The 12742-nt window shown below is 70.4% G+C and carries 14 protein-coding genes; 11 read left to right on the plus strand and 3 right to left on the minus strand.

The window, feature by feature from the left end; translation table 11 throughout:
• Window positions 1-31: 31 nt before the first annotated feature.
• The 4 genes from ASE35_RS01735 to ASE35_RS01750 all read left to right on the plus strand — a co-directional run bounded on the left by ASE35_RS01735 (window position 32) and on the right by ASE35_RS01750 (window position 2924).
• Complete coding sequence (locus tag ASE35_RS01735; RefSeq protein WP_057162773.1) at window positions 32-382, plus strand: MmcQ/YjbR family DNA-binding protein; 351 nt, start codon at window positions 32-34, stop codon at window positions 380-382.
• 91 nt (window positions 383-473) lie between these two features.
• A complete protein-coding gene (locus ASE35_RS01740) occupies window positions 474-1388 on the plus strand; it encodes a cation diffusion facilitator family transporter (RefSeq protein ID WP_057162775.1) in 915 nt (304 codons plus the stop codon).
• A 109-nt stretch (window positions 1389-1497) separates the two neighbouring features.
• The gene (locus ASE35_RS01745; protein WP_057162777.1) at window positions 1498-2478 is read left to right on the plus strand and encodes a DUF1963 domain-containing protein; all 981 of its coding nucleotides are present in this window, start codon (window positions 1498-1500) and stop codon (window positions 2476-2478) included.
• On the plus strand, window positions 2478-2924 hold the full coding sequence (locus tag ASE35_RS01750; protein WP_056173216.1) for a GNAT family N-acetyltransferase: 447 nt from the start codon (window positions 2478-2480) through the stop codon (window positions 2922-2924). Before ASE35_RS01745 ends, ASE35_RS01750 begins: the two co-directional genes overlap by 1 nt.
• Before the next feature lie 15 nt (window positions 2925-2939).
• Here ASE35_RS01750 and rlmJ read toward each other — a convergent pair whose 3' ends face one another.
• Window positions 2940-3803 carry a 23S rRNA (adenine(2030)-N(6))-methyltransferase RlmJ gene (rlmJ, locus tag ASE35_RS01755; protein ID WP_057162779.1) on the minus strand — a complete coding sequence of 288 codons (864 nt, stop codon included), beginning with the start codon at window positions 3801-3803 and terminating at the stop codon, window positions 2940-2942.
• A gap of 169 nt (window positions 3804-3972) precedes the next feature.
• On the opposite strand from rlmJ, the gene creB reads away from it, so the two are divergent.
• The 5 genes from creB to ASE35_RS01780 all read left to right on the plus strand — a co-directional run bounded on the left by creB (window position 3973) and on the right by ASE35_RS01780 (window position 9285).
• Window positions 3973-4650: a two-component system response regulator CreB gene (gene creB, locus ASE35_RS01760; protein WP_056173221.1), complete on the plus strand. Its 678-nt coding sequence runs from the start codon at window positions 3973-3975 to the stop codon at window positions 4648-4650.
• A gap of 9 nt (window positions 4651-4659) precedes the next feature.
• Complete coding sequence (gene creC, locus ASE35_RS01765; RefSeq protein WP_057162780.1) at window positions 4660-6108, plus strand: two-component system sensor histidine kinase CreC; 1449 nt, start codon at window positions 4660-4662, stop codon at window positions 6106-6108.
• 183 nt (window positions 6109-6291) lie between these two features.
• A complete protein-coding gene (gene creD, locus ASE35_RS01770) occupies window positions 6292-7668 on the plus strand; it encodes a cell envelope integrity protein CreD (protein WP_056173226.1) in 1377 nt (458 codons plus the stop codon).
• A gap of 127 nt (window positions 7669-7795) precedes the next feature.
• Window positions 7796-8404 carry a GNAT family N-acetyltransferase gene (locus tag ASE35_RS01775; RefSeq protein ID WP_057162782.1) on the plus strand — a complete coding sequence of 203 codons (609 nt, stop codon included), beginning with the start codon at window positions 7796-7798 and terminating at the stop codon, window positions 8402-8404.
• Window positions 8401-9285, plus strand: a complete 885-nt coding sequence (locus ASE35_RS01780; RefSeq protein WP_057162784.1) for a carbon-nitrogen hydrolase family protein — start codon at window positions 8401-8403, stop codon at window positions 9283-9285. Before ASE35_RS01775 ends, ASE35_RS01780 begins: the two co-directional genes overlap by 4 nt.
• Before the next feature lie 139 nt (window positions 9286-9424).
• Here the strand turns inward: ASE35_RS01780 and ASE35_RS01785 are convergent, their stop codons facing one another.
• On the minus strand, window positions 9425-9967 hold the full coding sequence (locus ASE35_RS01785) for a phosphatase PAP2 family protein (protein WP_157489318.1): 543 nt from the start codon (window positions 9965-9967) through the stop codon (window positions 9425-9427).
• Window positions 9968-9972: 5 nt separating this feature from the next.
• Window positions 9973-11154: a glycosyltransferase family 1 protein gene (locus ASE35_RS01790; RefSeq protein WP_057162788.1), complete on the minus strand. Its 1182-nt coding sequence runs from the start codon at window positions 11152-11154 to the stop codon at window positions 9973-9975.
• Between the two features lie 194 nt (window positions 11155-11348).
• Between ASE35_RS01790 and ASE35_RS01795 the strand changes: the two genes are divergently transcribed.
• Together ASE35_RS01795 and ASE35_RS01800 are read left to right on the plus strand one after the other, a co-directional pair.
• Window positions 11349-11759: a GntR family transcriptional regulator gene (locus tag ASE35_RS01795; RefSeq protein ID WP_056173241.1), complete on the plus strand. Its 411-nt coding sequence runs from the start codon at window positions 11349-11351 to the stop codon at window positions 11757-11759.
• Between the two features lie 36 nt (window positions 11760-11795).
• Window positions 11796-12725 (plus strand): ABC transporter ATP-binding protein, encoded by a 930-nt coding sequence (locus ASE35_RS01800; RefSeq protein WP_057162789.1) that lies wholly within the window; start codon window positions 11796-11798, stop codon window positions 12723-12725.
• The last annotated feature ends 17 nt before the right edge of the window (window positions 12726-12742 follow it).

Below are 12742 nucleotides of genomic sequence, written 5' to 3' on the forward strand. Positions count from 1 at the left end.
GGAAGCCGTTGCGGCTTCATTTCGGGATCACATGGACGAAAAAACCTTGCGCGCCTGGGTCGGCGCCTGGCCCGGGGTGGTCGAAGACCTGAAGTGGAAGGAGGTGACGGTCTTCAGCGTCGGCGGGCGGATGTTCTGTGCCTGCCGGCTGCAGGGACCGGAGCCGGGTGGGCTCAGTTTCCGGGTCGAGGACGAGCGTTTCCTGGGGCTGACCGAGCGCCCCGGCTTCCGCCCGGCGCCGTTCCTGGCCCGCGCGCATTGGGTCAACGTGCTGCAGCCGCAGCGCCTGCCGGCGGCCGAGCTGCAGGCTTTGCTGCGCCGCAGCTACGAGCTGATCCGGGCCCGCCTGAGCAAGAAGCTGCAGCGCGAACTGGCCGATTGACCGGCCGGCCGCAACCGCCACGCGCGCCTCTGGGGCGCGCAGGCGCGGATGCTAGACTCCGCCGCTTCCGAACCTCACGAGCAGGACGACCATGGCAGGTGGTGGTGATTCGACCCGCGCGATTCTGTTCGCGCTAGGCGCCAATTTCGCGATCGCGGTGGCCAAGGGCGTGGCCGCGTTCTTCACCGGTTCCAGCGCCATGCTGGCCGAGACCGTGCACTCGCTGGCCGACTGCGGCAACCAGCTGCTGTTGCTGCTGGGCCTGCGCCAGGCCAAGCGCCCGCCGTCGCCGGATTACCCGCTGGGCTACGGCAAGGCGATCTATTTCTGGTCCTTCCTGGTCGCGGTGATGCTGTTCACCGTCGGCGGCATGTTCTCGCTCTACGAGGGCATCCATAAGCTGCAGCACCCCGAGCCGCTGAAGCAGTGGTGGTGGGCGGCCGGCGTGCTCACCTTCGGCATCGCCGCCGAGGCGGTGTCGATGCGCGCCTGCCTGGTCGAGGTCAACAAGGCGCGCGGCAGCCGCAGCCTGTGGCAGTGGTTCCGCGAGAGCCGCCAGGCCGAACTGGTGGTGATCTTCGGCGAGGACCTGGCCGCGCTGCTGGGCCTGGTGTTCGCGCTGGCCGCGGTGATGACCGCGGTGATCACCGGCAACCCGATCTGGGACGCCATCGGCACCATCGCCATCGGCGCCCTGCTGATCGTGGTCGCGGTGTTCGTGGCGATCGAGGTCAAGGCGATGCTGATCGGCCAGAGCGTCGATCCGGCGCGTCAGCAGCAGATCCGCGACTTCCTCAACGGCCGTCCCGAGATCGCCCAGGTCATCAGCGTGATCACCCTGCAGCTGGGCAACGAGGTGATGGTGTCGGTGCAGGCGCGCATGCGCGAAGAGCACAGCGTGCCGGCCCTGACCGAGCAGATCAACGTGGTCGAGCGGGCGATGAAGCAGGCCTTCCCGGAAGTGCGCTGGAGCTTCTTCGAGCCGGATACCAAAGCCGGCCTCTGACGCCGCGACGGCCGCGAATAAAGACGCCACGGGGCACAAATCCCGTGGCGTTTTTCATGGCCGGCGCTGGGCGATAATCGCCGCGATCGGGCAGGGAAGGGACGCGGGCATGAAAACGCTGCATGCGGTGTTGTTGTCGACGGGCTTGGTGGCGGCGGTCGGCGGGGTGGTGGCGTACGCCGCCTACGCCTACACCGCGGAGTTGCGGGGGCGGATGCATGACGCGGTGAGCGCGGCCCCGCCCAAGAAAGCGGACCCCGCCGCGCAGGCGCTTAGCGAGCGTGCGGCCGAGGAGCTACTGGCCTCGCTGCGCCCGCGCCTGGTCGCGAGCGAGCGCCCGGTGCGGCATATCGCGCTGACGCCGATGGCGCAGGACCAACTCAAGGCCAGCAAGGTCGGCGGCCGCGCCTACTGGGCCGCGGGCCGCGACTATCCGCGCGATCCCGGTGGCCGGCCGCTGGTGCTGCTGGCCCAGGTCGACCTGGCCGAGGCGCGTCTGGACGGCGCGCCGCAACAGGGCCTGTTGCAGTTTTTCATTTCCGACAGCGGCGACTATTACGGCGCCAACTTCGACGACCCCAAGCACGACGGCATGGACGCGTTGAGGCAGGCGCGGGGATTTCGCGTGGTGCATTGGCCCGACGCGAGCGCACCGGCGGTGGCGCCGCCGGCTCGGCCCGGCGGCGAGCAGCGCCTGCCGTTCGAACCGGACCAACCTCGACGGATGCGCTTCATCGCCGAGCGCGAAAGCCTGGGCAGCAACGACAGCGGCTGGCCCGCGGCGATGGGCGAGTCGCTGGACGAGCGCGTCGAGGCCTACGTGCGGGCGCATCCCGAGCAGGACAGCGATGCGCTGACCGACGCCCTGTTCGAGCGCTTGTCGCGCAGCGGCCACAAGTTCGGCGGCCACCCGGACTTCACCCAGAGCGACCCGCGCGAGGCCGGCGACCGCCAGGTGCTGTTGCTGCAGCTCGACAGCGACGAGGTCATGATGTGGGGCGACTCGGGCATCGCCAACTTCTTCATCGACTCCGACGATCTCAAGCGCGGCGAGTTCGGCCGTGTCGCCTACCACTGGGATTGCTATTGATGCGATTGCGACGGTACCTGCCGGCCGATCGCGCGGCCTGCCTGGCGCTGTTCACCAGCAACGTGCCCGATTACTTCGCCGAACTCGAACGCGCCGATTTCATCCAGACCCTGGACGAGATCGACGATTACTTCGTGATCGAGGCGCCGGGCGAGGGCCTCGTCGCATGCGGCGGCTACGCGGCCCTGGACGACGCGCCCGAGGTCGCCGGCCTGTGCTGGGGGATGGTGAGGCGCGACCTGCACCGGCGTGGCTACGGCGAGCATCTGTTGCGAGAGCGTCTGCGTCGCATCGCTGCCGAGCCGGCGTTCGAGCGCATCGTGATCGAGACCACTCAATTCAGTCGCGCATTCTTCGCTCGCCACGGTTTCGTCGCCACGCGCGAGGTGGCCGACGGCTTCGCGCCCGGCTACGACCTGGTCGAGATGCAGCGGCCCGCGCGCTAGCGGGCCGCCAGACGGTCAGGCGTCGCTGCGCGCCAGCCACTGCAGTTGCGAGCTCGCCGCCGGGGTCTCGCCCAGGGCCTTGCTCAGCAGGGGCAGCACCGCCGCCAGGGTCTGGTCCGACTGATAGGGCGGATTGACCAGCAGCAGACCGCTGCCGTTCATGCGCAGCGGCGAATCGTCGGCGCGCACCAGCAGCTCGGCGGCCAACACCGACTTGGCCGGCAGCGCGGCGGCGCGACGATAGAACGGCTGCAGCGAGCGCCGCAGCTTGATCGGATACCACAACGCGTAGCAGGCCTGTGGCCAGCGGCCCAGACCCTCGCGCAGGGCGCCGATGGCGGTGTCGAACTCCTCCAGCTGCGCCTCGTAAGGCGGATCGATCAGGACCAGACCGCGGTTGTAGCGGGTGGCGCCGATCTTGGGCGGCAGCAGGGCCTTCATCGCGGCGTAGCCGTCGCGCTGGTGCACGGCCATGCGCGGGTCGCGGGCGAAGTTGTGTTCGAGCTGGGCGGCTTCCTCGGGTTGCAGCTCGCAGGCGGCGATGCGGTCGTCGGCGCGCAGCGCGTGCGCGAGCAGCCAGGGCGAGCCGGGGTAGGCGGCGCTGCCGTGCTCGGCGCGGCAGGCCTTGACCGCGCCCAGATAGCGCGCGATCGCCGGATGCTTGGGCGCCTCGGCCAGCAGGCGGGCGATGCCGCCCTCGGCCTCGCCGGTGCGCAGCGCCGAATTGCCGTCCAGCGGGTAGAGCCCGCGCCCGGCATGGGTGTCCAGCGCGAACAGCGGCGCGGGCTTGACCGCGAGAGCGTCGCACAGCACCAGCAGGGCGACGTGTTTGAGCACGTCGGCATGGTTGCCGGCATGGAAGGCGTGGCGGTAGTTCATTCAGAGCCGGGAATGGGGAATGGGGAATTGGGAATCGGGGGGCGTTACAGCCGGGGTCCGCCAGGGAGCGGCGCCTCGCACCATACAGAACCGGCGGCAGGGGAGCGAAGCCATTATGCTTCGCCCTTAACGATTCCCTATTCCCCATTCCCGATTCCCGGCCTTACCAATGCCTCGCATCCTGCTGGTCGACGACGAACCCGCGATCGCCGCCACCGTGCTCTACGCGCTGCGCGCCGAGGGCTTCGAGGCCGAGCACTGCCTGACCGGCGGCGAGGCCCTGCGCGAAGCCCAGCGTCAGGCCTACGACCTGGCGGTGCTGGACGTCGGTCTGCCCGACATCGGCGGCTTCGCCCTGTGCCGCGAGCTGCGCCGCGAGCGCGACCTGCCGGTGATCTTCCTGACCGCGCACGATGCCGAGGCCGATCGCATCCTCGGCCTGGAGATCGGCGCCGACGACTACGTGACCAAGCCGTTCTCCCCGCGCGAGCTGGTCGCGCGCGTGCGCGTGGTGCTGCGGCGCGGGCGCGCCCAGGCCGAGGCGCCGGCCGCGGCCGAGGGCGCGTTCCGCCACGATCCGGAAGGCAAGCGCATACGCTACCGCGGCCAGCCGCTGGACCTGACCCGCTACGAGTACGGCCTGCTGGCCGCGCTGCTGCAACGGCCGGGCGCGGTGCTGTCGCGCGCGCAGCTGATGGACCGGGTCTGGGGCGACGCCCTGGACAGCGGCGACCGCACCGTCGACACCCATATCAAGACCCTGCGCGGCAAGCTGCGCGAGATCGACGGCGAGTCCGATCCGATCCGCACCCACCGCGGACTGGGCTATTCGCTGGATGCGAACTGAGCCGCGCGCATGAAGATCGGGCTGCGCATTTTTCTGGGCTACTTCTGCATCGTCGCGCTGGCCGCGCTGCTGCTGACGCGGGTGTTCCTGGCCGAGGTCAAGCCCGGCGTGCGCCAGGCGATGGAAGACACCCTGGTGGATTCGGCCAACGTGCTGGCCGAGCTGGCCACCGACGATTTCATCGCCGGGCGCATCAACGACGGCGCCTTCGCCCGGCGCGTGCGCGAGCTGCGCGGGCGCGACTTCGGCGCCGAGATCTGGGGCTTCGGCAAGCGCGCCACCAACTATCGCCTGTACATCACCGACGCGCGCGGCGTCGTGGTGTTCGACAGCGACGGCCGCGACCTGGGCCGCGACTACTCGCGCTGGAACGACGTCTACCTGACCCTGCGCGGGCGCTACGGTGCGCGCTCCACGCCCAGCGATCCGGACGATCCCAACTCCAGCGTGATGCACGTGGCCGCGCCGATTCGCGACCCGGCCGGCCGCATCATCGGTTCGCTGACCGTGGCCAAGCCCAACCGCACCATCGCGCCCTTCATCGAGCGCAGCCAGCGCGTGGTGCTGCGCTGGGGCGGCGTGCTGATGGGCACCGCGCTGCTGATCGGCCTGTTCGCGGCCTGGTGGCTGTCGCGCCAGCTCAACGGCCTGCGCCGTTACGCGCACGCGGTCAGCGCCGGCCGCCGCGCCGAGCTGCCGGCCTCGGTCGGCGAGTTCGGCGAACTCGGGCGTGCGCTGGAGAGCATGCGCACCCAGCTCGAGGGCAAGCAGTACGTCGAGCAGTACGTGCACACCCTGACCCACGAGATGAAGAGCCCGCTGGCGGCGATCCGCGGCAGCGCCGAGCTGCTGGAAACGCGGCCGGGCGAGGCGCCGATGGCGGAGGAGGACCGCGCTCGCTTCGCCGCCAGCATCCGCCGCCAGAGCGACCGGCTGGCGCAGATGATCGACAAGCTGCTGGCGCTGGCCGCGGTCGAGCACCGCCAGCGCCTGGACAACCCCGAGCCGGTGGACCTGGCCGTGATCGCGCGCGAGGCCGCCGAACAGTGCGCGCCGCGCCTGGCCCAGGGCGGCTTGCGCCTCACGCTGGACCTGGCAGAAGACCTGCCCACCCTGGACGGCGACCCCTTCCTGCTACGCCAGGCCCTGGTCAACCTGATCGACAACGCCGCCGACTTCTCGCCCGCGCAAGGCGAGATCGCGCTGCGCCTGTACCGCGACGGCGAGGCCCAGCGCGTCGACGTCGGCGACCGCGGTACCGGCGTGCCCGAATACGCGCTGCCGCGCGTGTTCGAGCGCTTCTACTCGCTGTCGCGCCCCGCCGGTGGCAGCCGCAGCAGCGGCCTGGGCCTGTGCTTCGTGGCCGAGGTCGCGGCCCTGCACGGCGGCCACGCCGCGCTGAGCAACCGCGATGGCGGCGGCGCCCTGGCCAGCCTAGTGCTGTCGCGCGGCCTGTAGGCCGCGCGAGGAGTGAGCTTAGAGGAGTGAGGAGTGAGCGAAAGCCGCTAGCGCACTCGCTCGCTCCTCACTCCTCCACGCTCACTCCTAGCCCCAACACTTCACCATCGCTTCACCGTTCCCCCATCCTCCCCACCCAGGCCGCGCCCATCCTGCCGTCACCGCAACGACAGGAGAGGGGACATGCGACTTTGGTTGAAAATATTCTTGGTGCTGGGCATGACCCTGGCGATCCTGATTCCGCTGCTGCTGATCCGCGGCGTGATCAACGACCGCCAGAGCTATCGCAACCAGGCCGTGGCGACGATCGCGCGCAGCTATGCCGGCGCCCAGGCCTTCACCGGTCCGGTGCTGGTGGTGCCGTACACCGACTTCATCGAAACCGACGAGAAGGACGAGAAGGGCTTCGTGCGCCGGGTCGTGCGCGAGGAAAGCAGTCGCTGGACCTATTTCCCGACCACCCTGGACGTGCGCGGCCCGCTCAAGCCCAGCACGCGCCGGCTGGGCCTGCACGAGGTGCGGGTGTACGAGTGGCAGGCCCAGGCCAAGGCCGATTTTCGCGCCGAGCTGCCCAAGACCGCGCTGCCCGCCGGGCATACCCGCAAGATCGGCCGGCCCTGGTTGAGCTACGGCTTCGCCGACGTGCGCGGCCTGCTGTCGACGCCGGCGCTGCGCATCGACGGCGCCGCGGTCGAGGTCGAGGAGGGCATGGGCAGCCGCGACGGCGGCGGCGTGCACGCGCGTCTGGCGGTGCCGGAGCCCGGCCAGGTGTTGAACCTGCGCACCCAACTGGACTTCAACCTCGGCGGCACCGAGTCGCTGGCGCTGGTGCCGCTGGCCAAGAGCAACCGCTTCGCGATCCAGTCCAGCTGGCAGCACCCACGCTTCGGCGGCAGCTTCCTGCCGCGCACCCGCGACATCGGCGCCCAGGGTTTCAACGCCGACTGGCAGGTGTCTTCGCTGGCCACCAGCGCGCAGCGCCAGTTCCTGGACGGCAAGACCGTGCCCAGCGTGGAAGGCGGCGAGATGAGCGGCGGCGAACGCGCCGACACGGTCGCCACCGGCGGCATCGATGCGGTCGCGGTGGCCCTGGTCGATCCGGTCAACGTGTACTCGCAGGCCGATCGCGCCAGCAAGTACGGCCTGCTGTTCGTGCTGCTGACCTTCATCGGCTTCTTCATCTTCGAACTGATCAAGCAGCTCCCGATCCACCCGATCCAGTACGGCCTGGTCGGCCTGGCGCTGGCGATCTTCTTCCTGCTGCTGGTCAGCCTCAGCGAACACATCGCCTTCGCCTGGGCCTATCTGGCCGCGAGCGTGGCCTGCATCGGCCTGCTCGGCTTCTACCTCAGCGCGGTCTTGCGCAGCGTCGGCCGCGGCCTGGGCTTCGCGGCGATGCTGGCGACCTTGTACGCGGCGCTGTACGGCCTGCTGGTGTCGGAGGACAACGCGCTGGTGATGGGCGCGGGCCTGCTGTTCCTGATCCTGGCCGCGGTGATGGTGATCACCCGTAAGGTCGACTGGTACCAGCTCGCCGGCTCGCGCCCGCTGGCGCGCTGATTCGGCGATATCGCGGCCGCGGGCAGACGCCCGCGGCCGCACTTTGTGTCATGGCCGCCGATCGGGTCGCTGCTGCGCCGGTCGGCCGCCGAGTGTCCCGTGCTGCGCTTGGCCTAAACTGCCTGTCATGAATGCGTCCCCGATCGAAATACGTTGCGTCGTAGGCGAGGCGATCGCCCCCTACCTGGACGATCTCGCGCGGCTGCGCATCGCGGTGTTCCGCGAGTGGCCGTATCTGTACGACGGCGACAGCGACTACGAAGCCCAGTACCTGCAGACCTATCTGCGCTCCTGGCGCAGCATCGCGGTGCTGGCCTTCGACGGCGACCAAGTGGTCGGCGCGTCCACCGGCCTGCCCCTGAGCGACGAGTCCGACGCCTTCCGGACGCCGTTCGCCGACAGCGCCTTCGATCCCGAGCGCGTGTTCTATTGCGGCGAGTCGGTGCTGCTGCCGACGTATCGCGGGCGCGGCCTGGGCCATCGCTTCTTCGACGAGCGCGAAGCGCATGCGCGCTCGCTGGGCGGCTACGACTGGACCGCCTTCTGCGCGGTCGAACGCGCCGCTGACGACCGCCGCCGGCCGCCGTTTCAGCGCGACAAGGACGAGTTCTGGAGCAAGCGCGGTTACCGCCGGCAGCCGCAGCTGCGCGCGAGCCTGGCCTGGCGCGAAGTCGGGCGCGGCGAGGTCGCGCACACGCTGGGCTTCTGGCTGCGTGCGCTGGAGCGTCAGCGTTGAAGGTCGCGGTCGCCAAGTACCGCATCGGCGCGCCGCGCAGCTTCGCCGAGTTCGCCGACAAGCAGGCGCGCTGGCTGGGCGAGGCCAAGCGCGCCGGCGCCGAACTGGCGGTGCTGCCCGAATACCTGGCCCTGGAGCTGGGCGCGAGTTTCGGCGCCGCCACCCAGGGCGATCTGCACGCCTCGCTGATCGCGATCCAGACCTATCACGACGCCTGGCGCGAGCTGTACGGCCTGCTCGCGCGCGAGCTGCGCATGCACGTGGTCGCCGGCAGCTTTCTGCTCGACAACGGTCGCGGGCGCTATCGCAACCGCAGCTATGCCTTCGCGCCCGACGGCGGCGTGCTGTGGCAGGACAAGCTGCAGCTGACCGGCTTCGAGAAACGCGCCGCGGTGATCGAGGGCGGCGATGCCTTGCGCGTGTTCGCGCTGGGCGAGACGCGCGCGGCCATCGCGGTCTGCTACGACATCGAGTTTCCGCTGCCGGTGCGCGCCCAATGCGAAGCCGGCGCGCGTGTGCTGATCGCGCCCAGCTGCACCGACACCGAGGCCGGCGCCACCCGCGTGCGCGTGGGCTGCCTGGCGCGCGCGTTGGAGAACCGTTGCTTCGTCGCCCAGGCGGTGACCGCGGGCGACGCGGCCTGGAGCCCGGCGCTGGACACCAACACCGGCGAAGCCGCGATCTATGCGCCGATGGACGTGGGCCTGCCCGCGGACGGCATCGTCGCGATCACCCGCGGCGATCAGACCTGGGCGGTGGCGGACCTGGATTTCGCCGCGCTGGACGCCAGCCGCGCGCAGGCGCAGGTGGCGAACGATCGCGACTGGGCGGGGCAGAGCGCGCCGGCGATCGAGCGGGCGGCGTTGATGGAGTGGGGTTGAGGCCTAGAGGCTCTCCGGGCCGCCCCTTTTCCCGCGCGCGCTTCTAGCCCCTCTCCCGCCTGCGGGAGAGGGGTTGGGGTGAGGGCCGCCGCAAGCGAACGAACGCACAGCCAAAGACGCGCGAGAGAAGCGCCGCACCTCAACCAAACAACGACACCCCAGGCACCAACCACAACGACAGCCCCGCCAAGGCACTCCCGATCGCCGTCGCCGCCAATACATCGCTGGGGTAATGCAGGCCCAGCACCACGCGCGACAAGGCGACGCTGGCGGTGAACGGCACCAGCAGCCAGGCCAGCGCCGGGTAATGCGCCATCGCCACCAGGCTGAAGGCGACCGCATGCAAGGTATGCCCGGACGGGAAACTGAATTCGTCCAGCGGCGCGACCCAGGCGTGGATGCGGGTGTCGGACGCGAACGGGCGCGGCCGCCGCGTCCAGCGCTTGAGCAGCTTGTACAGGGTCAACGCGATCGCGCCGGTCGCGGCCAGATGGGCGGAGGCCAGCAGGCCGGCGTAGCCGTCCACCACCACCAGCGTGCCCATCAGCAGATACCAGAACACCCCGTCGCCGAGGCGGCTGATCGCGGCGAAGTAGGCGCGCGAGCCGCTGCGCTCGCAGACCCGGTTGGCGCGCAGGCACCAGCCCGAATCGCCGGCGTTGAAGCGTTTGCGCAAGGGCATGCGGTTCATACGACCTCCCGTTCGTCTTGTACGGCCAGGGTTTTGCCGTGCCGCGGCGGGCGGCGTGGCGCGGTCTCGGCCAGTCCGCTCAGCAAGGCATCGAAATCGGCGGCGACCTGCTCGGGTCGCAGGCCGGCGATCGCGGCGCGGCCGGCGCGCGCCATCGCCGCGCGCAGCGCGTCGTCGCTGCCGATGCGCGCCGCGGCGGCGATGAAGCCGGCCTCGTCGCCGTCGGCGATCGCGGCGCCATGCTCGCCATCGCGCAGGTGCTCGTGCGCGGCGCCGTAATCGAACGCGACCGTGGGCACGCCGCTGGCCATGGCTTCCAGGGTCACGTTGCCGAAGGTCTCGCTGCGGCTGGGGAACAGGAACAGATCGCCGCTGGCGAAATGCGTGGCCAGATCGGCGCCGCGCTGCACGCCGCAGAACGCGAAGTCGGGTTGCTCGCGTTGCAGTTTGGCGCGCTCGGGGCCGTCGCCGACCCAGACGAAGCGCGCCTCGGGCCGCTGTTGCTGGAGCGCGCGGAACGCGCGCACGGCCAGGTCCAGATTCTTCTCCGCTGCGATCCGGCCGACGTAGATCGCGGCCACGCCGCCGTCGGGGATGCCCCAGGCGCGACGCAGCGCCTCGCTGCGCCGGCTTGGCTCGAACAGCGCGGTGTCGACCGCGCGCGGCAGCCGCACCACATTCTCGAAGCCTTGCGCGCGCAGGAACTCGGCCAGCTCGCGGGTCGGCACCAGGGTGGCGTCGGCGTCGTTGTGGAAACGCCGCATCCAGCGCAGCGCGGTGCCGACCAGGAACGGCGCGCCGTAGTCGCGCATGTATTCGTCGAAACGGGTGTGGAAACCGGTGGCGACCGGAATGCCCAGGCGCCGCGCCGCGCGCAGCGCCGACCAGCCCAGCGGACCCTCGGTGGCCACATAGATCGCGTCGGGCGCCTGCGCGCTCCAGGCCTGGATCAGGCGCCGGGTCGCCGGCAGGCCCACGCGCAGGCCGGGGTAGCGCGGCAGCGGCACGCTGCGCAGCAACAGCTCGTGTTCGGCGCCGCTGCGTTCGTGGGCCTGACGCGGGCGCACCAGGTCGACCCGGTGCCCGCGCGCGCGCAGACCCTGCTCCAGACCTTGCACGGTCAGGGCCACGCCGTTGATCTCCGGCGGGTAGGTCTCGGTGACGATCGCGTAGCGCATGCGCGGCTCCCGGTTTGGGCAAGCCTGTTGGAAAGGCGTTAAGCGGCCATGTCAGGGCCATGACCGCGCCATGACGCGCGATGGCCGGGGTTTGCGACGAAACCCCGGATACGCCGACGAAGCCGATTGACAGGGGAGGCCGTTTCGACTGTACTAGTCACAACAGTACAGTTAGTACAGTCCAGGAGCGCCCCATGGCCCGCACCCGCCCGCTGATGATCCAGATCGCGACCGGCGATCCGCGCCCGATCGGCAAGCAGATCGCCGACGCGGTGCGCATGAAGATCGCCACCGCCGAACTCGCGCCCGGCGACCAACTGCCCAGCGTGCGCGGCCTGGCCCAGCAGCTGACGATCAACCCCAACACGGTCGCCAAGGTCTACGCCGAACTCGCCGCCGAGGGTTGGCTGGAGGCGCGCCAGGGCCTGGGCCTGTACGTGGCGCCGGTGCGCCAGCGCCTGAGCGAGCCCGAGCGCGAGCGCCGCCTGGAAGAAGCCGTGCAGCGCTTCATGCAGGACGTGATCGGGTTGGGCTATGCGCCGGAGGAACTGCAGGCGCGCCTGCAGCGCGAGTTTCTCGCGCTGGTTCCGCGCAAGACCGCCTGACCCCCGATGCCCGCCTCCGATCCCAGGCCCGCCGCCATGTCCGATAGCCACGACTACGTGATCCAGACCCAGGGGCTGAGCAAGCGCTACGGCCGCAAGCTCGCCCTGGACCGCCTCGACCTGTGCATCCCGCGCGGCCGCATCCACGCCATCGTCGGCGCCAACGGCGCCGGAAAATCCACCTTGTTCCGGATCCTGCTCGGCTTCCTGCCGCCGACCGCCGGCTCGGCCAGCATCCTCGGCCGCGACAGTCAGCGGCTCACCCCCGGCGACCGCGAGCGCATCGGTTTCGTCAACGAAGAGCACACCCTGCCGGGCTGGATGCGGGTGGCGGCGGTGGTGGACATGCACCGCCGCCAGTACCCGCGCTGGAACGAAACCGCGTTCCGCGGCGTGCTCGATCATTACCACGTGCTGCCCGAACAGAAGGTCGGCCAGCTCTCGCGCGGCGAGCGCGCGGGTCTGAACCTGGCGATCGCGTTGGCGCAAGGGCCGGAACTGCTGGTGCTGGACGAACCCACCCTGGGCCTGGACGTGGTCGCCAAGCGCGCCTTCCTGGAGTCGCTGATGTACAGCAACGCCAGCGACGATTGCACGGTGGTCTATTGCTCGCACCAGATGGAGGAGATCGAGCGCGTCGCCGACAACCTCATCATCCTCGAGCGCGGTCAGCTCAAGAACATGTCGGCGCCCGAGGACTTCTGTGCGCGCGTGCGCCACTGGGTCGCCGACATTCCGTTCAAGGGCCCCGACCCGCGCACCGTGCCGGGCCTGCTGCAGGCGCAGCGCCTGGACGGCCTGCACCACTACCTGGTGCTGGACCAGGACGAGGACTTCGCTGAATTCCTGCGCGCCAGCGGCGCGCGTTCGGTGCAAAGCATGCCGGTCAGCCTGGACCGCGCGGTCAACGGCTTCCTGGCCAAGAACCACGCCGCACCGGCCACCGCCGCGGACGCGGCGAGCTGACGCGGCCGCCATATTCG

This window comes from Lysobacter sp. Root916, assembly GCF_001429785.1.
Classification (GTDB): Bacteria; Pseudomonadota; Gammaproteobacteria; order Xanthomonadales; family Xanthomonadaceae; genus Lysobacter.

Excerpts from the sequence above, each read along its gene's own strand:
- ASE35_RS01795 (WP_056173241.1), top strand. The coding sequence starts at position 11,349 with ATGGCCCGCACCCGCCCGCTGATGATCCAGATCGCGACCGGCGATCCG.
- ASE35_RS01775 (WP_057162782.1), top strand. The coding sequence starts at position 7,796 with ATGAATGCGTCCCCGATCGAAATACGTTGCGTCGTAGGCGAGGCGATC.
- rlmJ (WP_057162779.1), bottom strand. The coding sequence starts at position 3,803 with ATGAACTACCGCCACGCCTTCCATGCCGGCAACCATGCCGACGTGCTC.
- ASE35_RS01735 (WP_057162773.1), top strand. The coding sequence starts at position 32 with ATGGACGAAAAAACCTTGCGCGCCTGGGTCGGCGCCTGGCCCGGGGTG.
- ASE35_RS01790 (WP_057162788.1), bottom strand. The coding sequence starts at position 11,154 with ATGCGCTACGCGATCGTCACCGAGACCTACCCGCCGGAGATCAACGGC.
- ASE35_RS01740 (WP_057162775.1), top strand. The coding sequence starts at position 474 with ATGGCAGGTGGTGGTGATTCGACCCGCGCGATTCTGTTCGCGCTAGGC.
- ASE35_RS01785 (WP_157489318.1), bottom strand. The coding sequence starts at position 9,967 with ATGCCCTTGCGCAAACGCTTCAACGCCGGCGATTCGGGCTGGTGCCTG.
- creD (WP_056173226.1), top strand. The coding sequence starts at position 6,292 with ATGCGACTTTGGTTGAAAATATTCTTGGTGCTGGGCATGACCCTGGCG.
- creC (WP_057162780.1), top strand. The coding sequence starts at position 4,660 with ATGAAGATCGGGCTGCGCATTTTTCTGGGCTACTTCTGCATCGTCGCG.
- creB (WP_056173221.1), top strand. The coding sequence starts at position 3,973 with ATGCCTCGCATCCTGCTGGTCGACGACGAACCCGCGATCGCCGCCACC.
- ASE35_RS01745 (WP_057162777.1), top strand. The coding sequence starts at position 1,498 with ATGAAAACGCTGCATGCGGTGTTGTTGTCGACGGGCTTGGTGGCGGCG.
- ASE35_RS01800 (WP_057162789.1), top strand. The coding sequence starts at position 11,796 with ATGTCCGATAGCCACGACTACGTGATCCAGACCCAGGGGCTGAGCAAG.
- ASE35_RS01750 (WP_056173216.1), top strand. The coding sequence starts at position 2,478 with ATGCGATTGCGACGGTACCTGCCGGCCGATCGCGCGGCCTGCCTGGCG.